The following is a 26,336-nucleotide window of genomic DNA, read 5'->3' as shown; positions in this document are numbered from 1 at the left end:
GTGGTCACCGACTGTGAGGGTCGCCGGTTGACCGGGGCGTCGCTGGCCCGCCCGCCGACCGGGCCACCACCGGATGTGCCCCCGTGCCGCGGTCCGAAGGGGGAGCGCGCCCAATGGATGTGGTACACACCCTTCGAACCCGAACCGCCACCGGGCACGGATAACTAGCCGCTGTCACTATCCTCGCGGATGTTGGCAATCTCGCCACTGGCGTGTGCGTGTCGGTGACGGCACGCTGGGAGCAGAAACATCCATCCCGCCGTGTCGCGCACCGACGATGAGGAACACCGCCAATGCCGAATTCGATGAAAGCTGTTGTGCTGACGCGGTTCGGAGGTCCCGAGGTGCCGTGGGAGGACAACTATGCACCCATCAACTGAGCCCTCACCTGACGAACCCCAGTCCGCCGCGGAGTGTGAGTTCGCGGCCAGGGTTCTCCAGGAGCTGCTTCATCGGATTGAGGTCCGCAACGCTAACGCCGATGCCCATCCCGGGCCTGGGCGGTATCTATTCTTGGTGTCCCACGCGTGGACGGATGCTTCGTCAATTCGGCTGGTCTACATCACGCCCGCCTCGGATCGCACCTGGGGCTTGGCGCGCGACACCCGAAGGTCACTCATCGACCCAGGTCCTTGGGCCGAGGACGACAACGCGGCGCTGTACTACTACCTGCTGGATCTGGAGGAGGATTGGCCAGGCGCAGAATCTCGGGAGCCCTGCGAAGATGACGATTTGATCTGGTGGCGCGGATACCCGCTCACGCATCTGCCGGGCCGCCTCTCTGAGCTTCCCGCGAACCATCGCTATGCACCGCCGCCTCGCAGCTTGGCGGGCTGCCGAAATCGCAGCCCGCCTCGGGGTGTCCTTCGCGACGGCCTACCGCGAGCTTGCGATGACGTGGGACAGCACCTCACGTCGTTGCTCCATCAAGTATGCCGCTCAGCGCAGCGTGGGCGGCCTTGAGTATTTCGATGCCAGCTTGACTCGGCCTGGCCAGGCCATCTTCGACGAGGCGGCTGGCAACCACCCGCTTTCCCGGCAGCGGGTGTCCCTCGGCCTTGGCCCAATTGCCTATGATCTTCGGCCACAATGACGTTGTGTCCACAGGGAGGTCGGGAATGTCTTCGGCAGTGACCCTTTTGGCACCCGCGGCCTCGTTGATAAGCATCACCACAGCCTGTTTGTACGCGTCTGGGTCCAACAGATTCTCAATGGTCAGCGCTCCAAGTGTGACGATGCGATTCGCTGGAACACCAGCTTCAATGAGTGCATCCCGCAAGTCGCTACCGCCCCCATCGCCGTCGACCAAGAACGCAACCCGGGCACCTTCGAGGTCAAGTTCTGGGTACATCGAGACAGGCACTTCGGAAAGCCCCGGCGCTACTTGGTAATCGAGGTCCGCGGCATCGATTGCCGTCTTGATCAGCGTCGGCAACATGAGCATCTCTGTTGCCCCCTCGGCGAGCACGACCTTGCGTGCTGCCGAGAACGCTGCTGCTCCAGCACCCATCGCGAGCATCAACGGTGTGTATCCAGCCCCTTTCGTCCAGAAGCTGCCCTCGATCACACTCCGTTGTCCGTTGTCGGGATCGGGAGCAACGGCGCGGATATTCGTTCCCAGATCGGGCGGTAGACAAGCTGGCGAATGGGTCGTATAGATGATTTTCGCTGCCCGAGTCTGGGTCATGAACTCGTTTACTAAGTCGGCCTGAGCGTCGATGTGGAGGTGGGTCTCAGCTTCGTCGATCAAGAGAATCGGAGGCACCGCCTGCCCCTTGGTAGTCAGGAACGCCACCAGTGCTACAAACATCTGCAATCCTGCGCTGCGTTCGTGGAACTGCGTGATCGTGCGCCCGTCCTGCTTGATCCGGACTTCTAAGCTGAAACCGTTGATCTTCAGGTGCACCGATACCTTTGACTGGTTCCATGTCTGCTCAAACTTCTTCTGTAGGGTCTGGTTTGCTTGGTCGATCAAGGTCTCACGAGCTCCTTCCTCCCCGTTGTTGATCGATCTCCAAAGCTCGGCGACTGGGAGCTCGGCAATCGCGGCGATGTTTCCTAACGCAGCCGGTGGTTTGTCGACGTTCTCGTCGGTCAGCTCGTAACTCGGGGCCAGAAACCTGTGCTCATCGGAGAACATAAGGATCTCCGGCGAACGGTTGTAAAGAATGGTGGTGACCTGCTCCGTAGGGTCGGTCCGGCCGATCCATTCTTGAACGAGTTCCAATGCGTTCCGGATATCTCCTCCCAGGCCGTATTCGTCGAATTTCTCAATCCACCTGCTTGCGCCAAATTCGCTGGCCTGGCTCTGTATGTTGGACGTGTCATTTAGATCCAGCGCGCCTAGTGCATCTCTCAAGCGGCGAGCGAACGTGGCGCGCTCGTCGCTAATCTCCTGCGAATCGTCGTCCTCTGGCGTGTCAGGTTCCAGATCCGCGATGGCAGCAGTCGTTCCCGCAGACTTAAGAGCCTCAAATGCGGAAACGAGAGTGAACAGATTCTTTCTGGGGCGCGGAATGACCTCGGTACGAATATCACCCGGTCCAGCAGTCCGGGAGAGCCAGAGATCAGTTGGTGCCTCGTTCAGGTCGAGATGGGCAGTGGCGGCCTGATCGTTCTCATTCAGCCGATATTGAACTCGCACCACGACGTGATCGTCAGGGATTCCGCCGGGAAGGCTCCTCGACCGCTCCACAACGGTGAGCGACTGGCCGCTGTCGATGTAGGCGAGCGCCTTCAGGAGCGTTGTTTTGCCAGCCTCATTGGGGCCGACGATGGCGACCACCTTATGGTCGAGATTGATCTGGGCGTTAGCAAGGCGTCCGAAGCCGCTGAACTCCGCTTTCGTTAGTCGCACGTATTCCCCTCCGATTCGACCGCCCGCAGCATATTGCTAAGCCGGGTTCCAGCCGCGCAAGAATCCCAAAATTGTCGCGCCTGTCGCCTATGCCGGCCAACTACCTCCGCGCGAAACCTACCGCGTGATATCCGCGAACCGGAACGTGTGCTCTCATGCTGGCGAGCTACTGTGACCCCATGACTCACGGCTGGCCAGCGGGTGCTCACCACGTCGCGTATGAAAAGCTGCCTGACGTGCTATTGAATGCGTCGTCCCAACACGCACGCCTGGTGCACGAACTGTATCCCGGCTAAACCAGCTGGGATGCACAACGCGTGGCGATTTCGATCGGAACCGCTGTCGAGCTCCTTCTTAAAGATGTCATAGCGCTCCAGAGTTTTCAGCTGCTTCCCGACAATTACAGGATCGAGACAGCAATGACACTGGACGGGAAAGGCGTCGCAGTCGATTACCTGCCTCAGCTCACCACAGTTGCAGGGACGGCCGCCATCGAGCGATTAAGCAAGGCGAGCGAGCTGCAGTTGAAAAAGGAAGAATTCGAGCTGGCTTTCCGGGTACGCAACTCTGCGATTCATCTTGGCGTGGCATCGACGCAGGCCAACAGGGCCGCGTTCAAGCAGATGGTTCTATTCATTGACAGTTTGTTTACGCACTTGGGCGTCGAAGCTTCGGCAAGGATTGAGTATTGGGGCGGTGAGGAGGCAGAGAAGTTCGTCCGCGCGATTGTCGATGAAGCCATCACCGAAGCAAAGGCCCGGTATGTACAACTACTGCGTCGAGCAAAGGACGACTATCAGACCCTCACGAAGAGCCTCGTCGAAGCAGGCAAAGCTGAGGTCATCAAGCAGTTTGCGGACGTACCTCCGACGATGAACTCACGTTCCGAGGAAGCAATTTCGCACCTCTGCCCGGCTTGCGAAAACATGGGCTGGGTCGTTTACGAGATCCATCGCGGCATACCGACGGTCGAATACCTGGACGAGGAGTTCGGTAGTCGGCAAGGAGATGCATTCGTCGAACGGGAGGGTGTTGCCCGTCGGTTCGAGTGCGGGGTGTGTCGACTGAAGCTGGACCGCCGGGAGTACCTAATCGAAGCCGCAGTGACTCTGCACATAGAGTTGGAGCCAGATGATGCCACGCAAGACGAGCTCGATGAGTACGAGGCCGGGTTAGTCGATGCGCACATCGACTTCATGATCGATGTGGCGCGCGGAAAGTAGTAGAACGGAACTCGTGCCGTAGCCGCGAAGCTGGGCAGCCAGCTAACACGCGAGTCTGTTAGGGATACCGATAAGTCGCCCGGTCCGAGCTAAGGTGCCGACGGCCATCCGCCCGACGGGAGTTGACTGTTCTGGCTCCCACTCGCTGAGGTGACGAGAATCCCCAGTGTGCTCGCGGGGAGGTCCTACCTCTGCACGCGAGACTGGACGGCTTTGGCGGCGAATGCTCGTCGCACCTGAAGATTGGAGACATTCCGCGGCCTCGCATCCCTAGCGACGCCGCACTACAAGTGAGCCAGAAGCGGAAGCCCCATGACAATTTCGTCCGTCGATAGCTCTAGCCAACTGTCCCTCATAGTGCAAGAGGTGTGTGCTTCACCGGAGCGCCCTCGCCGCGGGGTAGGCAAAAACTGGATGTTCGCGCGGGAGGATGAGGATGTCGGTCGAAGCAAATGCGCCTGACCGAATGTGAAGCCGGCGCGTCGGTGGCCCGTCTTCTTGCATGCGATTCTCATCGCGAATCCCGGAGTCGGTTGATCACGAATCTGGTTTGGCGCCCGTGGGTTTTCCCGCGTGCGGTGCTTCTGTAGGCGGGCATGACGGGCTATTCTCATGGGGAACTTCCGGTTGAGCGATCGGGTCTTTCTCAAGAGTGAGCATCACGCGGCGTTGCCGCCTCCGTGTCGGGTTGCACTCTCCCGCTCGAAGATCTATCGCAGAACCTCATCGCGTCGATACACGACCCGGCAGCCCAATGTGAAGCTCGCCGGACCGATGTCCGAATGACGCCAGTACCTCGAAGTCCCAACCGGCACACCGGTCAATTCCGATACCTGTTTGGCTCCATGCAGTTCCATCAATTCCTCGTGGATTGAATTTCTTCGTGCTGACCCACCAGTGAATCGCGAAGGTTCCTGACGTCCACCACCTGAAGCGCATTCGCTTACAACTGGTAGCGGAGCTGACAGCTGCGCGAGAAAAGGTGTCCGGCGGTCACAGTGGTCAGCAGTAGCTTCCACCGGTGAGTGCACCTGGAATGGTTGATCAGTCAGCCTGGCCGTCCATTTTTGCTGTGCAGACACGGTCGATAGCCGCAGTAAACTGCGATGGTTGCAGGGGGTGACATGGGAAAAGACCTGGAAGTGGACGCGGGCGGTTTGCAGTCGGCGGCCGCTGACAGTGCCGCAGCGGCTGCCGAGGTGCTGGCCGGCGGCGTGGAGGGTTCCGTGAGTGCTCGTCCTAGTGGGGCGGGGATAGCGGTGTTTGATGCGGTAAGTACGAGCGTGCGCACGCTTGTATCGGGCCGTATCGCAGATCAGGCCGGAGACGCCGCGTCGGCAGCTGCGCGTTATGAGGCAACGGATGGGGGCAGTGCAGACGTCATCGCGGTGACGCTGTGATCCCGGTCGCCATACCGAGCCGCTCGGAGATCGAGGCATGGGATAGTTCTGAACTCGATGCTGCGGCCACTCGGTGGCGCGTAACCGCAAATGCACTGGAATCTGCGTTCGACCGGCACAGGCAGAACATTCTGGCTGCAGGCGGTTCGACGTGGGAAGGGGACGCCAAGGATACTGCGTCGGCTCGGGTGGCGGCGGACTCCGCAGTGGTTCGCTTACAAAGTGACTTGCACGGAGAAGCCGCCGACGTTGCCACCAGTGGAGCCAACGACATTCAGCGTGCGCGCAGTAGTATCTTGGAGGCTATCGCTGATGCTGAAGGAGATGACTTCAGAGTCAGAGAGGACCTCTCCGTGGTCGATAACCGGCCCTATCTCATCGATACTGCAGCAGCGCGGACATTGGCGTTGGCTGAGCATGCCGAGTTCATTCGCTGGCGTGCTGAACAACTCGTTGCCACCGAAGTCCTTGTTGGTGAACAACTTCGAGGCAAGGCTGCTGAGCTTCAAGGTGTCCGATTCGATGGCGAGGGCGCCACCGGAACTGGGTCTGACCCCACGATTCGGTTGGTGGATAACGAAGAGGAGCACGGGTCGCCGGCTCCGCTGTTGCCTGGCCCTGAATTGTCCGCGAGCCGTCGTGCGGCCGTGGAGTACGCGGAGAAGTGGGCTGACGGATTCAATCCAGAGTATGAGGCGCTCGGAGGGGGAGGGGTGGACTGCACTAACTTCGCCTCGCAAGTCATGCGTGCGGGCGGGTTTGGAGACGTTGGCAACGAAATAGATGACTGGCGCCGCGGGGACAGCGACGATTGGTACTACCAGAACGACGGCGGGGTGTTTCCCGGAAATCGGTTCTCGACAACGTGGACACTGGCGAAGGAAAACCATAACTTCGTTACCCAGCATTCTGGGCGAGGCGAAGTTATCGGGGTGGTGCCCACGCCGAGCAGGGCTGGGTTGGACCCGCTTGCTCCCTCCCGGGCTGGTTTGCTGCCGGGTGATCTGATCTATTACAAGGATGCGGACGGGCAGATCAACCACGTATCGGTGTACGTAGGCCAAGCGATGGTCAACGGCGTGCCCACAGACGTGATCAACCAACACGCAGCTGATGTCAACAGGCACAACGATTGGATGCCCGACTCTCAGGAATATACTCGACCACCTGCTCAAGTTGAGTTCGTTCGTTTGCGGTACCCGGGGGAATGATCAGATGATCTGGTTAAAGGCGCACAGATTCGCGGTCGTTGTTGTAAGTGCGTTTGCCCTGTTGGTGATCGGTGGCGCGATTGCGGCGTACGCATTCCTGTCGAGAGACGCTGGGCCCGTGATGAAAGAGTTTGGCCCCGGTGAACAACGTAACTGGGCAGAGAAATTGGTGGCGGGGCTGAATACCCGTGATGTCGCACAAGTGCCTGTTCTCCGCTCGGGCGGCGAGTCACATGCACGACAGACAGCGAAGAACCGCACAATCGAGTCCTCGATGCCAGAACCCGGTTGCCGTTTCGAGCTGGTGTCGACAGACGACCGTGGTGAACAAGGCCGGCAACCGGTGCCCGGGAGTTCCTCCGACAATCCAAGCTATCGCTTCGACATGGTCGTCGACGTGAACTGTCCAGGAGAACCGACCAGTGCCAAGACGATTGGTGTAATCGCCGTTGCAGAAATGGGTTACTGGGAGCCGTCGTATTTTGTGACGGATTAGTCACTGGCTCGGCATCGGCCGTCCGGCTCCGTATGGCGTTCATGCGGCGGATGATTCTCACGGATTGCCTTTGTACCGTCAGTGTTTCATCACCCGAAATGAACGAGCGGATATCGACGACCGATGGCACAAACGTGTCAAGGAACCGGATGGCGCGATGCGCACGGAACGGTCCGCGATGTACGGCAAGGTCTCGCGGCAGCGTGTCGGATGTGTCGACAGGACAGGCACCGAGCGCGCCAAAAGCTTCCAGTACAAGCCAGATGGCAGGCATACCTTAAACGGACTCACTGCGGCGAGTATGTCGATCTGGGCAAGAGCGCGGAGATATTCGGCAGAGCATCAGCAGGCGGCTGAAACAGCCTGAACTATGCTTTGAGCTGCAACGCCCCCATAGCCCAATTGGCAGAGGCAGCGGACTTAAAATCCGCCAAGTGTCGGTTCGAGTCCGACTGGGGGCACCACAATTGTCGTAGGTAGGGCCACAGGGGTGCGAGACTCCCGGGCGCCCTGCGTCAGCATCGCGCCAGGAGGGGGACATCGCTGGATACCTAGACTTCGAGAATGCGCGTCCCTCGCCGAGTCGCAGAGTTCAACAAGAGAGTCACCAACCCGGCTGCCCGCAGGATCACACCGTGGCTTCCGAACCTCGGGACGCTCGAGCACGTGGGCCGGAAGTCGGGCAAGCGATATCGCACGCCCCTGCTGGTGTTCGCGACGCACGACGGCTACGCCATTCTCATCGGCTACGGCCCACAAACCGACTGGGTGAAAAACGTGCTTGCCGGCGGACCGACCGTGCTGCACAAGCGTGGGCGGTCCATCGAGCTCGTCGACCCACGGGTGGTGAGCAAGGACGAGGCGGCGGAGCTGGTGCTGCCTCGTTCTCGGCTGTTCTACCGGTTGTTTCCATACAACGAGGCAACCCTGCTGCTGACAAAGGCTGGTTCGGCGGACTGACTTCGGTCGTGCACGGCGCTCGCCGCGGGCGCGAACTACGCTGCGGCAACACCGTTTCGATTCGTTACCGGACGCACAGCGCGCGCCTAAGGTTGGCACAGGGGTGACCCACCGGGCGGCCATAACGTCGTGCTTCGTGTGGCGGTGAGGTGCCGCGGCAACACACACGGACGAAACGGAGTCACCCCATGAAGTTCACGCGTCGCGCAGCCGCGCCGATCCTGGCCGGCGGTATCGCGGTGGCCGGCCTGCTCGGTGTCGGCATGGGCACAGCGAGTGCCGAGCCCGGCCCTGGATGCGGTACGCCGAACGCGCCCGCCTGTGCCCCGGGGCCGCAGAACAACAACTGGCAGCAGCGCGGTATCGATCAGGCCCGTGGTGACCATCAGCCCTTCCAATACAACGGCCACCGCGTCGAGCCGATGCGTGCCGGCAACGGCGACGGCTGGGGTTTCTGGTTCCTGGGGCAGTGGATCCGGCTGTAATCCGAAGCTGCGCCCGCACGCAGAATCTGGCCGGATTCTGCGTGCGGCTACCCTCGCGAGCATGGCATCACCACGCGTTGCAGTCATCGGGGCGGGGCTCTCCGGCGCGGCATGCGCACAAGCCCTGCGGGAGCGCGATATCGAGGTCGAGATCTTCGAACGCGGCCGCGCGCCGGGCGGCCGGATGGCCTCACCCACCCTGCACGGCCGCCGCGTCGACATGGGTGCCGCGTACTTCACCGTCAACGACCCGTCGTTCACCGCGATCGCCGACGGATGGATCTCGCGCGGCCTGGCGCGCCCCTGGACGGACACCTTCGACGTGTTCTCCCCGGCAGGCCACGATGTCACCACGGGACCCATGCGCTTCGCCGCTCCGGGCGGCCTGAGATCGCTGGTCCGCGACCAGCTTCCCGATGGTGTCCGCGTCGAATCGGCAGTCGAATCCCTCGGCGATCTCGCCCACGATGCCGTGGTCCTGGCGATGCCCGACCCGCAGGCGGCGCGGCTGGCACCCGAGGCGTGCGCATGGGTGACCTATGAACCGGTGATCGCCGTCGCGGCCGGCTGGCCCGACCGCATCTGGCCGTTCGCCGATGCCGCATTCGTCAACGACGACCCGGACCTGTCCTTCATCGCCGACGACGGTGCCCGGCGCGGTGACGGCGCGGCCGTACTCGTCATGCACACCACCGCGGACCGAGCGCACACGCATCTGGAACACCCGGATGATGCGGTGGCTCCGGTACTTTCGGCGCTTCGACGGGTCACGGGCATCGGCGCAGCACCGTCCTGGACGCACGCGCACCGCTGGACGTTCGCGAAGCCGGCCGGCACCCACGGCGATGCCGAATTCGGTCTGGACACCTCCGGGCGCCCACTGGGAATCTGCGGTGACGCCTGGTGCCCCTCGGGCGCCCCGCGCGTGGAGTCGGCATGGCTATCGGGCCGGCGGTTGGGCGCTGCCCTCGCGGCCGCCCTCACCTAGCAGCCGCGGCACCTCGACAGCGGCGCGAACAGTAGATGATCTGCTCCCACTGCCCACGCGAGCGCCACTTCTTGCGATTGTGGAACGGGCGACCGCATGTCGGGCAGACCTTGACCTCGCTGTTCTTGTCCAACGCCGTCCCTCCCGTCACGCCGACGTCGCGTGCTCCTGCTGGTCACGAGCCGCGGTGAGAACCCACCGGATACCGCCTACCAGCACCCGCCCGGACATCCGCACCACGGTCGCCTCCAGCGGTGGGAAGTACGGCAGCCACAACGGCTTTCGTGCCCAGCTCGGCAACATCGCCACAGCGGTCGTGGCCAACACCCCGTACGGTGCGCGCGCCGGCAGCGGCAACGGCGGCGTCAGCAGCAGGAAACGGGCCGCGTCCCGCGCCGCCGCGGTCCCGCGCAACTCCGGTCTATAGGCCTCGATGCGCGCCTGTAGTTCACGTTCGGTGCGCGGCGGATTCGGGACCCCGAGCGCCTGCGCGACCCGGGCGGTATCGGCGACATATCCGTCGCGCCCGGCCTGATCCAGGGGCTCGGCACCGTAGAGCTGATGCGCCAGCAGGAAGCTGTCGATCTCGGCGATGTGCACCCATTCGAGCAGGTGCGGATCGGAGGCCTCATACGGCGTGCCATCCGGCGCCACCCCGCGCACCCGACGGTGGATACCGCGCACCTTGTCCACTGCGCGTTGCGCGTCCGCGGCCGGCCCGAAGGTCGTCTCGGCGAGGAAGGTACTGGTGCGCTGCAACCGCCCCCACGGGTCACCGCGGTAATCGGAATGCTCGGCGACACCGGCCATCGCCAGCGGATGCAGCGACTGCAACAGCAGCGCACGCAGCCCTCCGACGAACATCGAGGCGTCGGCGTGGACGCGGCGGATCGGACGGTCCTCGTCGAACCAGCGTGGCCCCGGTGTGTCGTGGATCCTGGCCCGGTTCTGCGGCCCGTCGGGCCCGGCCACCAGCCCGAACAGCGCACGTCCCAGGCTGTCCCTGATCGCACCCATTTCCCGCCCCAGCACCATGACTACGACGGTACGTGCCGCTCGGGTGGGGCACTTTGCGAATCTTCCTCCAACGACGACTCCGGGCTACGCGGGCGTCGTTTCACGAACCATTTGTTGATGACGTACAGCACGATGACCACCGCCCAGGACAGCAGGCTCAGAACCAGTTGTGAGCGCAGCGCGGTGTCGATGAACATCTGCACCAGAATCGCGACGATACCCAAGGCCGTGAGCACGGAAAGTGCTGGGAACAGCCACATTTTCACCCGGAGTTCCGAATCCGGTGTGCGGTAGCGCAGCACGATCTGGGATATGGAGATGAGCAGGTAGACGAACAGGATGATCGCGCCGCTGGAGTTCAGCAGGAACGCGAAGATGGTGTCGGGGGAGACGGCCGCGGCGATGACGCACAGGAACCCGATCACCGAGGACGCCAAGATCGCGTTGGCGGGCACGCCGCGACTGGTGATCTTGACCAGGGTCGGCGGGGCCTCGCGGCGCTTGGCGAGCACAAACAGCATGCGGGAAGCCGTGTAGAGGCCAGAATTCAGACAGCTCAGCACCGCGGTCAACACGATGGCGTTCATGACGTGATCGGCGTACGGAATGCCCATCTCGGTGAACGCCGCGACGAACGGGGAGGCGGCGACGCTCTCGTCGTTCCAGGGCACTATCAGCACGAGAACCAGCACCGCGCCCACGTAGAACACCAGGATGCGCAGGATCACCGAGTTGGCGGCCTTGGCCACCGCGCGCTCGGGATCGGCGGACTCCGCGGCCGCGATGGTGGCGATCTCGGCGCCGACCATCGAGAAGATGACGGTCACGATGCCCACGGTGATCACGCCGAAGCCCAGCGGCATGAACCCGCCGTGACTTGTCAGATTGGAGAAGTCCGCGGACTTACCGGGCCACAGTCCGAAGATGAATGCCGTTCCCAGCCCGATGAAGCCGATGATCGCGGCGACCTTGATGCCGGCGAACCAGAACTCGAACTCGCCGTAGGATGCCACCGAGAACAGGTTGGTCGCGGTCATCAGCACCATGAAGATCAGCGCGGACAACCACAACGGCACGTCCATCCAGTACTGGATGATCTTGGCGCCCGCTATCGCCTCGAACCCCACGACGATGACCCAGAAGTACCAGTACAGCCAGCCGACGGAGAATCCGGCCCAATTCCCGAGGGCCTTGCGCGAGTAGTCGGCGAAGGATCCGGTGGACGGGTTGGCCACGGCCATCTCGGCGAGCATCCGCATCACCATGATGATCAGCACGCCGGCCATCCCGTAGGTCAGGAATGCGCCCGGGCCGGTGTCACCGATGACGACGCCGGAACCGACGAACAAGCCGGCCCCGATGACGCCGCCGATCGCGATCATCGTCAGCTGCCGCTGGCTCAACGCCCTCTTGAGACCTGGTGCCTCGCTCATGGGTACCTCCGACGCTGTCGGGCCGAAATTGGACCGAGGGGGAGTACCCACCTGTGAGCGCTCTCACTCCAGGCGGTGTGGGCGGGGGTCGCTCAGGACTCGCAGCCGGTCCCGTTGCCGTCGCGGTCGAGGTCGTAGATATCGTTTCCGATCACCGTCACGGGGCCCTGGACGTACGCCGGTCCGTTGCCACTGCCGCCGGCGCAGTCGACATCGCTGGCGATCGGCACGCAGGCGCCCGAGTAGTTCGGATCGCACGGCGCGGCCTGGGCGCCCGGTGCCACCACCAGACCTGCCGCGAATATCGCGACCATCAGAAACAGCTTCGTCATGACGCCAATGTTATTTGTGCACAGCGAATTTCGGTCCGGCTTTCACCAAGTGGACCGACGCAGTGCGCTATTCGGCTTCCACGCGGCGGCGCCGGATGAAGACGAATCCGACCAATGCCAGCATCGACGACGCGTCCATCGGGGCCAGGGTGTAGCCGAGATCCTGCATGATCGCGCGTTCCACCGCGCTCAGCGTGCGTATCCCGTGGCCGGTGGGAACCTGGGGATTCATCAACTGCCGGTCGGGGCCGCTGAACACCGTGCTGTCCAGATGGGAGATCGAGCTTCCGCCGGCCCAGGTGAAGGGTGCATACAGCGGAACCATGCCGCCGTAGGCCGCTTGCGCGGCACTACCGCCGAAGAACACGCTGCCCGAACCCCCGGTCAGGCTGGCCGCCATCGACGGCGTCAACCGGAAGTCCGAGCCGATCAGCTTGGACCCGCCCGCGGTGCGCAGGAAGCCGTCATAGAGCGTCCACCCGCGCTGCGCTCCCGTGCTGGACGGTTGCGCATAGGACATGAAGCCCAGCGAGTGCAGGAACTCGTGCATGGCGACCATGTCGAAGTCGTACTGCTGAGCCGAGACGTAGTCACCAAATGCCCACGGGTAGGCGAAGTTCCAGTTGATATGCCCGTCGGCGGCGGCGCCGTTGGCGTCGATTCCGGTGAGCAGCTTGTGCTGCACCACGGTGGGGAAGAATCCTGCGCCGGAGGAGATGAGCGCACTCTCGGCCGAGGCAAGGCTTGTGCCGACGGTGTTCTCACCGGTGATCTCGTAGGTGATGATCACGGGCCTGGTGACGATGAACTCACGCATCACGTTGTTGGCGGCCCGATAGAGCGCGGTGCGGGCGTCACTGGTCCAGTACTGCGAACCGGTGGTGTAGTTGAAGATGAACGACACCGCGCGCTCGTTGACCAACAGCGAAGCATGCGTGCTGGCGGCGCGGAACAGGTCGAACAGGTTGATGTGCTCGCCGAGGTCGGTGGCGGACACCACGAAGTTGTCCACCCCGGTGAACCCGGCATTGGGGGTATAGATGAACGACCCGTCCGGCGCGATGACCACGGTGCCCGAGGCGGGACCGGTCACGATCGCGTACCGGATCTCGTCACCCTCCAGATCGACCGCGCCCAGGGTGCCGGAGATCGGTACCCCGCCCTCGGCGCTGATCTGAGTGGGGTTGAGCCACGGCGCCTGGTTGAACAGCGCACGGCGGGTGCCGTTCAACGACGCATAGAGCCACTCCTTGAATTCGTACGGCAGCGGCAGCAGGGAGATTATCGTCCGCCCGGTACCGATGAGCGCTTCGATCTGGCCCGCGACGAACTCGCGCCCGAAATTGGGTGGGTCGAGTGAGATGACCGACGAGGCCGACGGCGTCAATGTTTCGGTCTCGGGCAGCGGCGCCTCGGCCACGGTGTTCTGGCCGCCGGTCGTGGTGGCGGCCGCCGAGTAGGTGTGCGCGGCCGGCTGCGTGCTGTCCCCGGAGGTTTGCTCCTGGATGCGCTCCGCGCTATCGGTCGACGTCGTCGAGGGAGCCGCCTCGGTGACCGGCGGGGTGAGCGCGGCAGCGGGCGGTTCTTCCGCCGGGGGCGTTTCGGTCAGGGACGTCTCGGGCGGGGACGTCCCTGGCGAGGATGCTGTGTCCGCACCGGTCGCCTCATGCAGGCTCTCGGACTCGGCATCCTCGGACGGGGCGGTGTCGGGTTTCTTGAGCTCGGTCTCCCGGTCGTGTTCACGGTCGGTCTCGCGGTTGTCCTCGACCGTCGTGGACTTGGTCGGCCGGTCGGTCTGGCCGTCGTTGTCCGTTCCGCCGAGACCGGAGGTGCGCTTCTGGTCGTCGGTGCCGCCAGAATCGGCTCTGTCGGATCGCTCGGCGTTGCCAGAACTCGACGAGACGCCATCTTCGGCCAAGGCCGTTGCGATCTCGGGGCCGACGGCTGTCAGGCCCAACAGCGTCGCGGTCAAGCTCAGCGAGGCTGCACCCGCGGCGAGCCGACGCTGCGCCGCCGCGCGCTTGGTCCGCCGGCGGTGCTTGGCGGCGCGGGTCGGGTGCTTTGCCGTCACGATTTTCCCCCTCGTCAATTTTGGCAGACTTTATCCTGTGACGGGCGTTCGGTCACTCGATTCGCGCACCGGGTCGTAGCGGATCACCGCCGGTCGCGCGGGAAAACCGGACCTCCGGGTGGGGGATAGCGCCACCCGCACCGGTCACGGCAGCGGGATTGTCGGTTGCTGCAGGTGCGGACAGGGTTGATGTGTCCCCGAATCCCGGCACCAAGGAGCGCGTCATGACCGCCACCGTCCGATCAGATCTGGTCCTGTCCCACGCCGTCGTCACCGCCGATGTCGATGCGCCCTTTGATGACATCGATATCGAGCAGTGGCTCAAGACCCTGCCCACCCACGAGTACCAGCGGTGCGCCCCCGGCGATCACAAGGCGGCGGGCTACACCGTCGATGACGACGGCACCCCCATGTCGATCAACGTCGAGATGATCGGTAGCGGTCTGGTGGTGCAGCAGTACCGGTACGAAATCGCCCAAGCGCATTACTGCAAGATGGTCTCGCTTTCCGACATCCTCACCCCGGCCGGCTGGACCACCACCCAGGTCATCTGGGAGCTGCGGATGGAGCGGCTCGACAACGGCCGGTGCCGCTACACCAACACCGTGACGTCCCATCCGACCGAGGACTTCCTGTCGTTCATCGCCGCGCAAGGCCAGAGCTTCACCGACGCCGCGGCCGCGCGCCAAGAGGCGTCGGGTGCGCACTGCCGGGTGGAGACGCCGCGCTATGCCGACAGCATCGCCCGGTGGGCGACGAGCCGGCGCTGTGGGTCCGTCGGCCTTCGGTAATCCGTCGTGAGAGGGCGCTGCAGGTCGCGCTTTGTTGCGCAGATCGGAGCGACTGGTCCGCTAATGGGGTGCGGGACAGGATGTTTGAGCGTCGATGGGTAGACCTGTGCTGCTTCGGATTTCGTCGGCGCACGGGGTCGATGTGAGCGTGGTTCGGTGTTCCCGCGGATCCGCCGGACGCCTGCTCGTCGGACTTGTACGATCGAGGTGAATGCTCTTTTCTGCTGACCCGGAGGGCCGATGCCGCGCCGCAGTGTGCAACACCCGTGGCGCCCACAGGCGCTGCGTTGCGGGGCGAGGCGCGCACCCATCTGATCCGGCCAAACATGCTGTGATCGAACAACATCGAAGAAAGGTCTGACACATGAGTCTGTACGCAGTGGTTGATCCGGCGACCGGTGAGGTGGTGCGGGAGTATCCGACCGCGACAGATGCGCAGATCGAGGAGGCGCTGGCCGCCGCGGCCAAGACGTTCGGCGAGTGGTCGAAGAACACCACGGTGGCCCAGCGTGCCGATCTGATCCGTAAGGTGGCCGAACTGCACAACGAACGCAAGGACGAACTGGCCAAGATCATCCAGCGTGAGATGGGCAAGCCGCTGGACCAGTCGGTCGGTGAGGTCGAGTTCAGTGCGTCGATCTATGAGTTCTACGCCGACAATGCCGAGCGCTTCCTCGCCGACGAACCCATCGATCTGCTCGAGGGGGAGGGCAGCGCGTTGATCCGGCGCAGCCCGGTGGGCGTGCTGCTGGGCATCATGCCGTGGAACTACCCCTACTATCAGGTCGCGCGCTTCGCGGGCCCGAACCTGGTGCTGGGCAACACGATTGTGCTCAAGCACGCCCCGCAGTGTCCCGAGTCGGCCGCCGCGCTGCAGCAGATCTTCCTCGACGCAGGCTATCCCGAGGGTGCCTACGTCAACGTCTATGCCACCAACGAACAGATCGCCGACGCCATCGCCGACCCGCGGGTGCAGGGGGTGTCGCTGACAGGATCCGAACGGGCCGGCGCCGCCGTCGCCGAGATCGCCGGGCGCAACCTCAAGAAGGTCGTCCTCGAACTCGGTGGTTCGGACCCGTTCATCCTGCTGTCCTCCGATGACCTGGATTCGGCCGTCGAGGCCGCCGTCGACGGCCGCTTCGAGAACACCGGGCAGGCATGTAATGCCGCCAAGCGCATCATCGTCGCCGAGGACATCTACGACGAATTCGTCGACAAGTTCACCCAGAAGGTGCTCGCCAAGGCCGACGGACTGGCGCCGCTGTCGTCGGTGGCGGCCGCCGAGCGGCTCGAAGAGCAGGTGCAGCGAGTGGTGGCCGACGGCGCCACCCTGACCTCGGAAGGGCAACGCAACGGCGCGTACTTCCCGCCGGGCGTGCTCACCGGCGTATCGCCGGACAAGCCGTCGGCCCGCGAGGAGCTGTTCGGCCCGGTGGCCACGGTCTACAAGGTGGCCGACGAAGACGCCGCCGTCGAACTGGCCAACGACACCCCGTTCGGGCTCGGGTCCTACGTCTTCACCACCGATGCCGAACAGGCCAAGCGCGTGGCGGACAAGATCGACGCGGGCATGGTGTTCGTCAACGCCGTCGGGGCCGAGGGGGCGGAGCTTCCGTTCGGTGGCGTCAAGCGCTCGGGATTCGGCCGCGAGCTCGGCCGCTTCGGTATCGATGAGTTCGTGAACAAGAAGCTCATTCGCATCGCAGGCTGAGTGTCGCCCGGGTCGGCCGCGTCGTTCCCACCGCGCGGCCGGCCGGGGTGCCGATCAGCGGCCTCGGCGGACCGCGGATGATGATCGGCGTGGGTGTCCCGGCGTCGAAAACAGAGCTGCTGTCCGCGATGGCGAAGACCTTCGACGCGCTGTCGACGACCCTGGACAGCGTCCCACCGGACGCGGTCCGCAGTCAGGTGATCGAGGGCCACGTCAAGGACACCATGATCAGCCCGGCGGACCAGGTGGCTTATCTGATCGGCTGGAATCGGCAGGTGCTCACCTGGCTGCGGCGGCGATCGGACGGGCTGCCCGACCAGTTCCCCGCGGCCGGGGTGAAGTGGAACGAGCTCGGGATACTGGCCCAACGGTTCTACGCCGAGCACCGAGACGAGTCGTGGACCTCGTTGCGCGCCCAGCTGGTGGACGCCAAGAACGACATCGTGGCCGCGGTCGAGGCCAACACCGATGATGATCTATACGGTGCACCGTGGTACGGGAAGTGGCCGCTGGGCCGGATGATCTCCTTGAACACGTCGTCGCCATATACCAACGCCCGCAAGCGGTTACGGTCCTGGCTGAAGACCCGCTCCGGCTAACCCAATACCCGCAGCGGCAGGCTGACGAAACCGCCACGCCCCGATACCGTCATCAGATAGCGCCCGTTGGTCGGGACCGGCAGGGTCAGCGGGTAGAACACGAAACCGATTTCGCCGCCAAGGCTGGACTCCGGGACGTCGAGGTGCATCTCCAGCGTCGCCGCGGTCGGATCGCTGAATCGCACTTCGATCGTCGGTGCCTGATCCGTTGGCTCGGGCTGGATCAGTACGACCAGTACCGGCGTCACCGTGCGCTCGGGTGTGGCGTGGCAGCTGTCGACGACGCCACCGACGATATCGAGCTTGTTGTCGACCACCGTGGCCGACTCGGCCAGGAACGCTCCCGTGACGATCATGGCTCACCGTATACCCAGCGCGCGATGCCGATGGAACCGGAGAACTTCCGATAGTACAGAAATGAATGTACTGTCAGGCTCGTGCAGACGCTGACCCATATCGATGCGCTGGCCCGCTTCGGGCATGCTCTCGCCGACGGCACCCGCAGCCAAATTCTGCTCAGTCTGCTCCGCGGACCGGGGTATCCGTCCGAGCTCGCCGACCGACTCGGCGTCTCGCGACAGATACTGTCCAACCATCTGAGCTGCTTGCGGGGTTGTGGTTTGGTGGTGGCGGTATCCGAGGGGCGACGTACCCGATACGAACTCGCCGATGTTCGCATCGGCCGGGCGCTCGAGGACCTGATGGACCTGGTTCTCGCGGTGGACCCGGGATGTTGCAGCGACTGCGCGTGCTGCTGATGGCCGTCCCGGTAAGCGCCACACGACGCGCGATACTGAGCCGTCGAATCCGGCTGTTCGTCCTGATCACCATCACCTACAACGTGATCGAGGCGATCGTCGCGCTCACCGAGGGCGCGCGGGTGTCGTCGGCAGCACTGTTCGGTTTCGGTCTGGACTCCACCATCGAGGTTGCCTCCGCGGCCGCGGTGGCCTGGCAATTCGCCGGCTCCGACCCGCAGTCACGGGAAAAGGTGGCGCTGCGGGTGATTTCAGTGGCCTTCTACGGGCTGGCCGCCACCGTCGCCGTGGACGCCGCGCGCAGCCTTGCCGGCGGTACCGAGCCCAGACACTCTCCCATCGGCATCGGGCTCGCCGCACTGAGCCTGGCGGTCATGCCGGTGCTGTCGTTGGCGCAGCGGCGAGCCGGTCGAGAACTCGGATCACGTTCTGCGGTAGCCGATTCCAAGCAGACGATGCTGTGCACCTATCTTTCGGCGGTGCTACTGGCAGGCCTGGTCCTCAACGGCGTGTTCGGACTGAACTGGGCTGATCCGATCGCGGCGCTGGTGATCGCCGCCGTCGCGGTCAAAGAGGGTAGGCAGGCATGGCGAGGGCAGACCTGCTGCGCGGCGGCGCAACACTGCGGCTGACCCGTAATACGGTGACGCCATGAGCTTCTACGAGATCATCGAAATCGTCGGCAAGACGATCGACGGTATCGGGGTGGCGGTCATCGCGATCGGCGCGCTGATCGCCACCGCTGCCACCATTCGGCGGATGGCGGGCAAGACCGGAGACGCGTACCGTTTTTTCCGCCAGCGCCTCGGCCGCTCGATCCTGTTGGGCTTGGAGCTCCTGGTCGCCGCCGACATCATCAGGACCGTGGCGGTCACCCCGACCTGGGAGAGCGTCGCGGTGCTCGCCGGGATCGTCCTGATCCGAACCTTCCTGAGCTGGTCGCTGGAATTGGAGATCAGTGGCCGCTGGCCGTGGCAACAGCGCGGTGAAACGCCGACTCAGACGGGCTGAACCGACGGTGCGGGTGCCGGACCGGGGGCGGTATCTGGCCGCACACGAGTCCAGCGGTGCAGCAGCCACGCAACCGGTATCGACAACGCCAGTGTGGTGAGGAACAGGCCCACCATCGAGCCGGTGAACACCGGCCACCGCAGCACCGAAGACATCGCGATCTCCATCAGGATGACGTGGACGAGGAAGATCTCGTAGGAGATCTCACCGAGCCACACCACCGGGCGGCTGCCGAGCAGCCTGGCGAACATGCCGTCCGGGTCGAGCACCAGCGGCGCCAGCAGGCCCACCGCGACGACGGCATACAGCGTCGACCGCACGATCGCCTCACCCGGCTGGACCGGGGCAAGGGTCACCGACCCGGCGATCGGGAGCGCCACGACCAGTAGCGCCGCCGGTGCCAGGGGCAGTAGGAACACACCGCGACAGCGCACGCCGGCGACGTGCAGTACCGCCAGCGCCATACCGCCGACGAAGTGGATCAGGTGTGCGGGCAACCAGATATTGGCCGATGGCGGCAACAGGTCCGTAGCGTGCTGCACCCACAGCCATACCGGCGTCACCGCAGCCAACAGGGTCAGCCCCATCAGCAGCAGGCCCGGTCGCCAGGCCCGCCGGCACAGCACGGTCAGCAGCAGACCGGCCAACAGCGGCAGAACCGCATAGAACGCCACCTCCACCGCCAGGCTCCACATCTGGGTGAGGCCCTGGTGTAGCACCGCCACGGGCGGATAGATCTGGGTCAGCGTCAGATGGTGCAGCAGGCCGGCCCAGGTGTGCCCCGGGTTGGGGCCCGCGTCCCGAAATGCGTAGAGCGCGTATGCGATCAGCACCGTCACCAGATATGCCGGTGCGATGCGGCGAACCCGGTGGCGGGCGTAGCGGGTCACCGACGGTGCCGGGCCGCCGGTGCGAGTCGCCACCAGCCATGGCCGGAACAACAGGTATCCCGACAGTGCGAAGAAGACCGGCACCCCGACCTCGAGCCGGGCATACAGCGCGCCCAGGTACCCGTGCGGCAGTTGGCCGGTTCCGAACGCGGCATGTGTGGCGACGATGAGCAGGGCGGCCGGCGCTCGCAGACCGGTCAGGGCGGCCACCCGTTGCGGCGCCCGCGGCCCCGCATCGGCTGTCACACGCATGATGCCCTCAGGGTACGGACGGCCGTGGCGGCGGTGCCGCCGGGATCTCGACACGCCGAATTGGGTGCGGTCGATATGGCCCGCCTTCCGTTACAAAGAACACAAATTCGGGAAAGGTCGAAATGAGTGGCTTTACGGTGCGCCGTAAAAGGATATTTCCGCGCCGTAAAATGTGGCGGACGGCGGCGGGTGCCATTGTTTCGGCGCTCTGTGTCACCGCACTCGTATCGGTCCCGACCTCGCAGCGGCCCCGGCAGGTCATCGCCGAGGACGTGCACCCACTGAGCTTTTCGGCAACCACCGTGGGATTCGCTGACTCCCAGATCTACTTCTACGACGAGCCGCTGGTGACCCAGACCGTCCAGCGGTGGGTGGCCGACGGTATCCGCCTGGTCCGTATCGGCATCCCGTGGGCCGGGGTGGAGGCGATCAAGGGGCGGATGGACTGGTCGCGCGCCGATCGCGTGGTGCAGGCGGCCTCGGCAGCAGGGATCGCGATCATCGCCTGCATCACGTCGACACCGTGGTGGGCGATGTCCGTCGGATCGCTGCCGCCGCACGGGCGGCCATCCTCACCGGAGGCCTACGGTTCGTTCACCGGTCGTGTCGCTGAACGCTATCGCGGCAAAATTGCTGCCTATGAGGTGTGGAACGAGCCCAACGGTTTCACCGGATACACACCATTTCCCGATCCGGCTGGGTATACCGCGCTGCTGAAAGCCGCATACCCCAGAATCAAGGCCGCCGATCCGGCGGCCGTAATTGTCGGCGGTGTGCTCGGTTCCGGAAAGTCCTGGGGTCCGTTGACCATTGACCCCGTCACCTTTTTGGACAGGATGTACGCCAACGGGGCGAAACCATTTTTCGATGCGTTGTCATATCACCCGTACAGCTACACCATGAAGTTCTCCGAGGGCATGCTGCAACCCGATTCGCCGGTGGAACAACTGGTTCGGATGCGGCGGGTGATGCTGGCCAACGGCGACGGTGCCCGCAAGATCTGGGTGACCGAGTACGGACTACCGAGCAACCGGGTCAGCGATTCCCACCAGGCGGACTTCATCGCCGACGCGATGAGCGCGTGGCAGGAGCTGCCCTACGCCGGTCCGCTGTTGCTCTACACCACCCGGGATCTCAACAGCGGCAGTGGCAACGACGACGAACGGTTCGGTATCTACCGCTCCGATTGGACTCCCAAGCCCGCGCAGCGTGTGCTGCGGTCGCGGCCCGGTCCGCGTGCGGTGTACGGCAGGTTCGCCGCACATGCCGATCCGACCCTTGGCGAGGTGCTCAGTCCGGTCTACTCGGACGCGCAACGGATATGGATCCAGCAGTGGACACTCGGGACGTTGTGGGAGACGGCGCCGGGGAAGTTCATCTCGTCTCCGACGGCGGTCAGCGATCTCGCGCGCTCCCGAAACGCGGGGATGCCGCTGACCACGTTCAAGGACGGCTACCAGGATTTCGGGGGCTGGCAGCCCATGCGTGTCTGGTATTCGCCTGCTACCGGGGCGCAATGGGCCAGCGGCGAGTTCGCGCGCAACTGGGTTCCTGCCCTGGGCCTGGCCACGGTCTCGGAGCGATGGACCTATGGAGGCACCCGGGTGGACTTCCAGAACGGCTACATGATGTGGGTGCCCTGGGTCGGCGTGAAGATCACCATGACGCGAGGCCGCTAGCAACGACCGCGTGGGCGTCTACCCCACCGGGGGCCTCGGTCATTCATGGATGCCTCCGGGTTTCGGTGCTGCCGTCGTCGACGGACGTGTCCGGATGCCGCCTGACTACACCACGGTCGGAGGATTCTTTGCTGATCGCGGGTCCTCGATCTTGAAAATGTGCTGTTAGCAAATTGTGATCCACCTGGGTGTCGAGCCGGTTCTCGGTAGCCCTGGCAACGCGATGATCGTCCGGCGGATGGCCCGCGCAGCGTCGTTGACATGCAGTTTTAGCATCGTCGATGATGTTCCGCTGCGGCCGTCGCGTTCGGGTGTAGCAAAGTAATTTGCGGGCGCGAAAGCTGTGTTTCCGGAAAAATCGATCGTAGTTCTGGCCTAGTGCGCAACGTTCGTGTTAACTTTTCGTTGTTGGTTGGGGAATTTGCTGAAAGGGAGATCAACATGTACCGACGTCAGGGGAAGTCCATCCGCATGATTGCTGCGACCATCGCGGCCGGGGGTGGGATCGCACTTGCGATGGGTGCGGCCACGGTGACCGCCGCGACGGCCGCGGCCGACACCGGGCAAACCTCGTCGCAGCAGGGCGCGAGCACCTCGCCGTCGCAGCGACTGGGTCAGTTCGGCACGAACCTCACCCAGAACATCGGCAAGTTCGGCAGCAACCTGCAGATCAACGGCGGCACCGTCGGCACCAACGGGCTGATCAACGGTGGCACCGTCGGGAGCAATGTGCAGCAGCAGTTCGGCCAGGTCGGCACCAACGGGCTGATCAACGGCGGCACCGTGGGCACCAATGCCCAGCAGCAGCTCGGCCAGGTCGGCACCGACCTGCTGACCGGCCTCGGGTCATTCGGTCGCTGATCCAGCTACGCGACGGCGGGCAGTGGGGACATCCCCACTGCCCGCTTTGCTGTCTGTGGCCCGCAGGGGAATGAAATTTGCTGAATCAGGGTGGCAGGGTGGTGGCTCCAGATCGCCGGCGGCCCTCGTTCCGTGTCGCTCGTGGTACTGGCGCCGGCGGCGGGAAGGGAACGCCCTGATAACGCCGTAGTTTTCGCTAGCGAAAATTCTTGCTGATGTTCATGATCACCGTATGTACTGGTCGAGGCGAGAAGTACCGGCTTTCTGGCTGGGTTTTAGCTAGCGCCCTCTCTCGACGTAGCAAAGAAATTGGTGGTTTGGATCCCCGCAAGCTCGGGCACTTCTCTCAGCGTCAATATGATCTACGCCACACTCATCGGGTCGGTCTCGGGCGGTGCGTGGGGGGTTTGCTGGAGGGAGGCATGTCATGGATCGCAACATCAGGGGGATCGACAAGATGCTCAAAACGTTGATGCTGACCGGCGCGGCCGGTGCAATAAGCGTCGGGATGGCCGTTGCCGGTGCGGGGACGGCCGCGGCGGACGACGGTTCGTCGTCGGAGAACGCCCGCGTATCCACCCGCTCGGCGGCGGCAGCGGCGCTGACCCCCGAGGAAGCAGGGCAGTTCGGCGACAACCTGGTCCGCAATATCGGCAGGTTCGGCAGCGACCTCCAGCAGAACGCCGGCCGCGCCGGTAGCGACCTGCAACGCAATCTCGGTCAGGTCGGCACGGATCTGTTGGTCAACGGTGGGCGATTCACCAATGATCTGACCCAGAACGTCAACAGGTCGGGCGCCGATCTGATTCGCAATGCCGGCGAGGCCGGCGGCAATCTGGTGCGCAACATCGGTGGGCTGTTCGGCGGCTGAGTTCGGCGGCTCGGTGCGATGCCGGCCGGGGTGGCAAGCCAGACTGCCGCCCCGGCCGGTTCATGTTCGGGTGCGGGCAACGTGCCGCCACCCTGGCCGACGTGCGACTTGTCCCGGGATCGCGCGCAGATGCGGGCAACGGACGATAGCGTGAACCCGTCACAGCACACCGGACGGGAGATCAACACATGCGAGCCGATAGTTCGTCGGGTTGTAGGCCCCACCCACCCACCAGACGGAGGAATCGGCTCAGCGCGTTGATCGCGGGTCTGCTCGTCGCCCTGTTCGGGGCCACCCTGCTGACGCCGGCCACCGCAGCAGCCGAAGGCGAGACCTACACCATCGCCACCGATACGACGTTCGCGCCGTTCGAGTTCCAGAATGCCAGCGGTGAGTTCGTCGGCATCGACATGGATCTGATCCGGGCCATCGGCGAGGACCAGGGCTTCAACGTCGACATCAAACCGCTGGGTTTCGATGCCGCACTCCAAGCGGTGCAGGCCAACCAGGTCGACGGTGTCATCGCCGGTATGTCGATCACCGATGAACGCAAGAAGGTCTTCGACTTCTCCGATCCCTATTTCGAATCCGGCGTCCAGATGGCCGTTCTCAAGGACAACGAGGACATCAAGTCCTACGACGACCTGCGCGGCAAGCGGGTATCGGTGAAGAACGGCACCCAGGGCTCGGATTTCGCCAACTCCATCAAGGACCAGTACGGCTTCCAGGTCGTCTCCTTCGCCGATTCGTCGACGATGTTCGACGAGGTCAAGACCGGGAACTCGGTGGCGGTCTTCGAGGACTACCCGGTGCTGCTGTACGGCATCGCCCAAGGCAACGGATTCAAGACCGTGACGCCCAAGGAGGACCCCACCGGTTACGGATTCGCGGTCAACAAGGGCCAGAACGCCGAACTGCTGCAGAAGTTCAACGCCGGACTGGCGAACCTGAAGGCGCAGGGCCGGTACGACGAGATCCTGCAGACCTACCTCGGCGAGCAGGCATCCACCGCCGACGACTCGATCTTCGGTCTGATCAAGAGCACCGCACCGATGTTGTTGGCGGGCTTGAAGATGACGGTCTTCCTGACCGTCGTATCGATCTTCTTCGCCCTCATCCTCGGCGTGGTCTTCGGGTTGGCCAGGGTGTCGCGGTCGATCTGGTTGCGTGCGATCGGCACCACCTTCGTCGACATCTTCCGCGGGACACCGTTGTTGGTGCAGGCCTTCTTCATCTACTTCGGTATCCCCGCGACGATGGGCTTCCAGATGTCGGCGGTGACGGCGGGCATCATCACGCTCTCGCTCAATGCAGGTGCCTATATGACCGAGATCGTCCGTGGTGGCATCCTCTCGGTGGACAAGGGCCAGATGGAGGCCGCCCGCAGCCTGGGCATCGGCTACCTGCCGACGATGCGCAAAGTTATCCTGCCCCAAGCGATCAGGACCATGATCCCGTCGTACATCAACCAGTTCGTGATCACCCTCAAGGACACCTCGATCCTGTCGGTGCTGGGCATCGCCGAGCTGACCCAGAGCGGGCGCATCATCATCGCGGGCAATTACAAGGCGTTCGAAATGTGGCTGATCGTCGGCATCATCTACTTCATCGTCATCATGGCGCTGACCAAACTGTCCGACCGGCTGGAGAGGCGGCTCGTCAAATGAGTGAACTGGTAACCGAAGCCGCGGCCGCCGAACCGGCAGGCACGGTGAAGATCCGGATCGAGGGACTCAAGAAGTCGTTCGGTGACCTTGTGGTGCTCGACGGCATCGACACCACCGTCAGCCACGGCGAGGTCGTCTGCGTCATCGGTCCGTCCGGATCGGGTAAGTCCACATTCCTTCGGTGTCTGAACAAACTGGAGGACATCACCGGCGGCAAGGTCGTCGTCGACGGCTTCGACCTGACCGATCCGAAGATCGATCTGGACAAGGTGCGCCAGCACATCGGCATGGTCTTCCAGCACTTCAATCTGTTCCCGCACATGACGGTGCTGCAGAACGTCACGCTGGCACCGCTGATGACCAAGAAGTCGGACAAGGCCGCCGCCGAGAAGAAGGCGCTCGAACTTCTCGCGCAGGTGGGCCTTGCTGAGAAGGCGGGCGTGAAGCCGGCCACGCTGTCGGGTGGCCAGAAACAACGCGTGGCCATTGCCCGAGCGCTGGCGATGAATCCGTCCATCATGTTGTTCGACGAGGCCACCAGCGCGCTCGACCCGGAGATGGTCGGCGATGTCCTGGAGGTGCTGCGGACCCTCGCCCGCGGCGGCATGACGATGGTCGTGGTCACCCACGAGATGGGCTTCGCGCGTGAGGTGGCTTCCCGGGTGATCTTCATGGCCGACGGACACATCGTCGAGGAAGGCCCGCCCGCGGAGATCTTCGACAACCCGAAACACCCACGTCTGCAGGAGTTTCTGTCGAAGGTGCTGTGAGCT

At 63.9% G+C, this 26,336-nt stretch carries 26 protein-coding genes, 1 tRNA gene and 1 pseudogene; 19 read left to right on the top strand and 9 right to left on the bottom strand.

Annotation, left to right across the window (positions count from 1 at the left end; translation table 11 throughout):
• Window positions 1-910: 910 nt before the first annotated feature.
• Entirely contained in the window at window positions 911-2,857 is a 1,947-nt protein-coding gene (locus G154_RS18505; RefSeq protein WP_019511432.1) for an AAA family ATPase, read from the bottom strand.
• A 317-nt stretch (window positions 2,858-3,174) separates the two neighbouring features.
• Here G154_RS18505 and G154_RS18500 point away from each other — a divergent pair, with 317 nt between their 5' ends.
• Window positions 3,175-4,080, top strand: coding sequence for a hypothetical protein (locus tag G154_RS18500; RefSeq protein WP_019511431.1), 906 nt, complete (start codon window positions 3,175-3,177; stop codon window positions 4,078-4,080).
• Between the two features lie 710 nt (window positions 4,081-4,790).
• On the opposite strand, the gene G154_RS27175 is transcribed toward G154_RS18500, so the two are convergent.
• Window positions 4,791-4,937 carry a DNA-binding protein gene (locus G154_RS27175; RefSeq protein WP_081650046.1) on the bottom strand — a complete coding sequence of 49 codons (147 nt, stop codon included), beginning with the start codon at window positions 4,935-4,937 and terminating at the stop codon, window positions 4,791-4,793.
• Between the two features lie 267 nt (window positions 4,938-5,204).
• Here G154_RS27175 and G154_RS18495 point away from each other — a divergent pair, with 267 nt between their 5' ends.
• The 7 genes from G154_RS18495 to G154_RS18470 all read left to right on the top strand — a co-directional run bounded on the left by G154_RS18495 (window position 5,205) and on the right by G154_RS18470 (window position 9,620).
• Window positions 5,205-5,480 (top strand): hypothetical protein, encoded by a 276-nt coding sequence (locus tag G154_RS18495; protein WP_031601660.1) that lies wholly within the window; start codon window positions 5,205-5,207, stop codon window positions 5,478-5,480.
• Window positions 5,477-6,691 (top strand): amidase domain-containing protein, encoded by a 1,215-nt coding sequence (locus tag G154_RS26080; RefSeq protein WP_023986180.1) that lies wholly within the window; start codon window positions 5,477-5,479, stop codon window positions 6,689-6,691. Before G154_RS18495 ends, G154_RS26080 begins: the two co-directional genes overlap by 4 nt.
• Before the next feature lie 4 nt (window positions 6,692-6,695).
• Window positions 6,696-7,187 (top strand): hypothetical protein, encoded by a 492-nt coding sequence (locus tag G154_RS26555; protein ID WP_131701315.1) that lies wholly within the window; start codon window positions 6,696-6,698, stop codon window positions 7,185-7,187.
• A 387-nt stretch (window positions 7,188-7,574) separates the two neighbouring features.
• Window positions 7,575-7,651 (top strand) — tRNA-Leu (locus tag G154_RS18485).
• Window positions 7,652-7,751: 100 nt separating this feature from the next.
• Window positions 7,752-8,147, top strand: coding sequence for a nitroreductase family deazaflavin-dependent oxidoreductase (locus G154_RS18480; RefSeq protein WP_023986179.1), 396 nt, complete (start codon window positions 7,752-7,754; stop codon window positions 8,145-8,147).
• Window positions 8,148-8,335: 188 nt separating this feature from the next.
• Window positions 8,336-8,632, top strand: a complete 297-nt coding sequence (locus tag G154_RS18475) for a hypothetical protein (RefSeq protein ID WP_019511426.1) — start codon at window positions 8,336-8,338, stop codon at window positions 8,630-8,632.
• 61 nt (window positions 8,633-8,693) lie between these two features.
• Window positions 8,694-9,620, top strand: a complete 927-nt coding sequence (locus G154_RS18470) for an NAD(P)/FAD-dependent oxidoreductase (protein WP_019511425.1) — start codon at window positions 8,694-8,696, stop codon at window positions 9,618-9,620.
• Here the strand turns inward: G154_RS18470 and G154_RS26070 are convergent.
• The 5 genes and pseudogenes from G154_RS26070 to G154_RS25620 all read right to left on the bottom strand — a co-directional run bounded on the left by G154_RS26070 (window position 9,613) and on the right by G154_RS25620 (window position 14,473).
• Complete coding sequence (locus tag G154_RS26070) at window positions 9,613-9,771, bottom strand: DUF2256 domain-containing protein (protein ID WP_234713096.1); 159 nt, start codon at window positions 9,769-9,771, stop codon at window positions 9,613-9,615. The genes G154_RS18470 and G154_RS26070 overlap by 8 nt on opposite strands.
• Window positions 9,768-10,655, bottom strand: coding sequence for an oxygenase MpaB family protein (locus G154_RS18465; protein ID WP_023986178.1), 888 nt, complete (start codon window positions 10,653-10,655; stop codon window positions 9,768-9,770). Before G154_RS18465 ends, G154_RS26070 begins: the two co-directional genes overlap by 4 nt.
• A 71-nt stretch (window positions 10,656-10,726) precedes the next feature.
• Window positions 10,727-12,070, bottom strand: a pseudogene (locus G154_RS18460) (amino acid permease); the annotation flags it as partial.
• Window positions 12,071-12,162: 92 nt separating this feature from the next.
• Complete coding sequence (locus G154_RS18455; RefSeq protein ID WP_062417225.1) at window positions 12,163-12,384, bottom strand: hypothetical protein; 222 nt, start codon at window positions 12,382-12,384, stop codon at window positions 12,163-12,165.
• 85 nt (window positions 12,385-12,469) lie between these two features.
• Window positions 12,470-14,473, bottom strand: a complete 2,004-nt coding sequence (locus G154_RS25620) for an Ig-like domain-containing protein (RefSeq protein ID WP_019511421.1) — start codon at window positions 14,471-14,473, stop codon at window positions 12,470-12,472.
• Between the two features lie 224 nt (window positions 14,474-14,697).
• Between G154_RS25620 and G154_RS18445 the strand changes: the two genes are divergently transcribed.
• From G154_RS18445 to G154_RS18435, 3 genes are all read left to right on the top strand, one after another.
• Entirely contained in the window at window positions 14,698-15,264 is a 567-nt protein-coding gene (locus tag G154_RS18445; protein ID WP_023986177.1) for a hypothetical protein, read from the top strand.
• Between the two features lie 364 nt (window positions 15,265-15,628).
• Window positions 15,629-16,975 carry an NAD-dependent succinate-semialdehyde dehydrogenase gene (locus G154_RS18440; RefSeq protein WP_019511419.1) on the top strand — a complete coding sequence of 449 codons (1,347 nt, stop codon included), beginning with the start codon at window positions 15,629-15,631 and terminating at the stop codon, window positions 16,973-16,975.
• Between the two features lie 47 nt (window positions 16,976-17,022).
• Entirely contained in the window at window positions 17,023-17,574 is a 552-nt protein-coding gene (locus tag G154_RS18435) for a ClbS/DfsB family four-helix bundle protein (RefSeq protein ID WP_019511418.1), read from the top strand.
• Here the strand turns inward: G154_RS18435 and G154_RS18430 are convergent.
• Window positions 17,571-17,930 (bottom strand): hypothetical protein, encoded by a 360-nt coding sequence (locus tag G154_RS18430; RefSeq protein ID WP_019511417.1) that lies wholly within the window; start codon window positions 17,928-17,930, stop codon window positions 17,571-17,573. The genes G154_RS18435 and G154_RS18430 overlap by 4 nt on opposite strands.
• 81 nt (window positions 17,931-18,011) lie before the next feature.
• Here G154_RS18430 and G154_RS18425 point away from each other — a divergent pair, with 81 nt between their 5' ends.
• Genes G154_RS18425 through G154_RS18415 form a run of 3 tightly spaced genes read left to right on the top strand, consistent with a single transcriptional unit; the run spans window position 18,012 to window position 19,343 of the window.
• A complete protein-coding gene (locus G154_RS18425; protein ID WP_019511416.1) occupies window positions 18,012-18,332 on the top strand; it encodes a helix-turn-helix transcriptional regulator in 321 nt (106 codons plus the stop codon).
• On the top strand, window positions 18,305-18,964 hold the full coding sequence (locus G154_RS18420) for a cation transporter (protein ID WP_019511415.1): 660 nt from the start codon (window positions 18,305-18,307) through the stop codon (window positions 18,962-18,964). The genes G154_RS18425 and G154_RS18420 overlap by 28 nt, the downstream gene beginning before the upstream one ends.
• A 19-nt stretch (window positions 18,965-18,983) precedes the next feature.
• Window positions 18,984-19,343 (top strand): DUF1622 domain-containing protein, encoded by a 360-nt coding sequence (locus G154_RS18415; RefSeq protein WP_019511414.1) that lies wholly within the window; start codon window positions 18,984-18,986, stop codon window positions 19,341-19,343.
• Here the strand turns inward: G154_RS18415 and G154_RS18410 are convergent.
• Window positions 19,331-20,485, bottom strand: a complete 1,155-nt coding sequence (locus G154_RS18410; RefSeq protein WP_045546534.1) for an acyltransferase — start codon at window positions 20,483-20,485, stop codon at window positions 19,331-19,333. The genes G154_RS18415 and G154_RS18410 overlap by 13 nt on opposite strands.
• 170 nt (window positions 20,486-20,655) lie before the next feature.
• Here G154_RS18410 and G154_RS18405 point away from each other — a divergent pair, with 170 nt between their 5' ends.
• The 5 genes from G154_RS18405 (at window position 20,656) to G154_RS18385 (ending at window position 26,333) form a co-directional block, all read left to right on the top strand.
• Window positions 20,656-22,164 (top strand): cellulase family glycosylhydrolase, encoded by a 1,509-nt coding sequence (locus tag G154_RS18405; protein ID WP_019511412.1) that lies wholly within the window; start codon window positions 20,656-20,658, stop codon window positions 22,162-22,164.
• Between the two features lie 441 nt (window positions 22,165-22,605).
• Entirely contained in the window at window positions 22,606-23,025 is a 420-nt protein-coding gene (locus G154_RS26935) for a hypothetical protein (RefSeq protein WP_200879134.1), read from the top strand.
• Between the two features lie 427 nt (window positions 23,026-23,452).
• Complete coding sequence (locus tag G154_RS18395; protein WP_019511410.1) at window positions 23,453-23,896, top strand: hypothetical protein; 444 nt, start codon at window positions 23,453-23,455, stop codon at window positions 23,894-23,896.
• A 188-nt stretch (window positions 23,897-24,084) separates the two neighbouring features.
• Window positions 24,085-25,563: an amino acid ABC transporter substrate-binding protein/permease gene (locus tag G154_RS18390; protein ID WP_023986174.1), complete on the top strand. Its 1,479-nt coding sequence runs from the start codon at window positions 24,085-24,087 to the stop codon at window positions 25,561-25,563.
• Window positions 25,560-26,333, top strand: a complete 774-nt coding sequence (locus tag G154_RS18385; RefSeq protein ID WP_019511408.1) for an amino acid ABC transporter ATP-binding protein — start codon at window positions 25,560-25,562, stop codon at window positions 26,331-26,333. Before G154_RS18390 ends, G154_RS18385 begins: the two co-directional genes overlap by 4 nt.
• The last annotated feature ends 3 nt before the right edge of the window (window positions 26,334-26,336 follow it).

Origin of the sequence: Mycobacterium sp. VKM Ac-1816D (assembly GCF_000416385.1) — a bacterium.
GTDB lineage: Bacteria > Actinomycetota > Actinomycetes > Mycobacteriales > Mycobacteriaceae > Mycobacterium > Mycobacterium neoaurum_A.
Note: the sequence above shows the minus strand (reverse complement) of the source record. Positions and strands in the feature narration are given on the sequence as shown.

What these genes read in the sequence shown, in the direction of transcription:
- G154_RS18405 (WP_019511412.1), top strand. Translation starts at nt 20,656, where the DNA reads ATGTGGCGGACGGCGGCGGGTGCCATTGTTTCGGCGCTCTGTGTCACC.
- G154_RS18470 (WP_019511425.1), top strand. Translation starts at nt 8,694, where the DNA reads ATGGCATCACCACGCGTTGCAGTCATCGGGGCGGGGCTCTCCGGCGCG.
- G154_RS18495 (WP_031601660.1), top strand. Translation starts at nt 5,205, where the DNA reads ATGGGAAAAGACCTGGAAGTGGACGCGGGCGGTTTGCAGTCGGCGGCC.
- G154_RS18475 (WP_019511426.1), top strand. Translation starts at nt 8,336, where the DNA reads ATGAAGTTCACGCGTCGCGCAGCCGCGCCGATCCTGGCCGGCGGTATC.
- G154_RS27175 (WP_081650046.1), bottom strand. Translation starts at nt 4,937, where the DNA reads ATGGAACTGCATGGAGCCAAACAGGTATCGGAATTGACCGGTGTGCCG.
- G154_RS18410 (WP_045546534.1), bottom strand. Translation starts at nt 20,485, where the DNA reads ATGCGTGTGACAGCCGATGCGGGGCCGCGGGCGCCGCAACGGGTGGCC.
- G154_RS18480 (WP_023986179.1), top strand. Translation starts at nt 7,752, where the DNA reads ATGCGCGTCCCTCGCCGAGTCGCAGAGTTCAACAAGAGAGTCACCAAC.
- G154_RS18395 (WP_019511410.1), top strand. Translation starts at nt 23,453, where the DNA reads ATGGATCGCAACATCAGGGGGATCGACAAGATGCTCAAAACGTTGATG.
- G154_RS18390 (WP_023986174.1), top strand. Translation starts at nt 24,085, where the DNA reads ATGCGAGCCGATAGTTCGTCGGGTTGTAGGCCCCACCCACCCACCAGA.
- G154_RS18385 (WP_019511408.1), top strand. Translation starts at nt 25,560, where the DNA reads ATGAGTGAACTGGTAACCGAAGCCGCGGCCGCCGAACCGGCAGGCACG.
- G154_RS18445 (WP_023986177.1), top strand. Translation starts at nt 14,698, where the DNA reads ATGACCGCCACCGTCCGATCAGATCTGGTCCTGTCCCACGCCGTCGTC.
- G154_RS26935 (WP_200879134.1), top strand. Translation starts at nt 22,606, where the DNA reads ATGTACCGACGTCAGGGGAAGTCCATCCGCATGATTGCTGCGACCATC.
- G154_RS18440 (WP_019511419.1), top strand. Translation starts at nt 15,629, where the DNA reads ATGAGTCTGTACGCAGTGGTTGATCCGGCGACCGGTGAGGTGGTGCGG.
- G154_RS18465 (WP_023986178.1), bottom strand. Translation starts at nt 10,655, where the DNA reads ATGGTGCTGGGGCGGGAAATGGGTGCGATCAGGGACAGCCTGGGACGT.
- G154_RS18430 (WP_019511417.1), bottom strand. Translation starts at nt 17,930, where the DNA reads ATGATCGTCACGGGAGCGTTCCTGGCCGAGTCGGCCACGGTGGTCGAC.
- G154_RS18420 (WP_019511415.1), top strand. Translation starts at nt 18,305, where the DNA reads ATGTTGCAGCGACTGCGCGTGCTGCTGATGGCCGTCCCGGTAAGCGCC.
- G154_RS26555 (WP_131701315.1), top strand. Translation starts at nt 6,696, where the DNA reads ATGATCTGGTTAAAGGCGCACAGATTCGCGGTCGTTGTTGTAAGTGCG.
- G154_RS18415 (WP_019511414.1), top strand. Translation starts at nt 18,984, where the DNA reads ATGAGCTTCTACGAGATCATCGAAATCGTCGGCAAGACGATCGACGGT.
- G154_RS18455 (WP_062417225.1), bottom strand. Translation starts at nt 12,384, where the DNA reads ATGGTCGCGATATTCGCGGCAGGTCTGGTGGTGGCACCGGGCGCCCAG.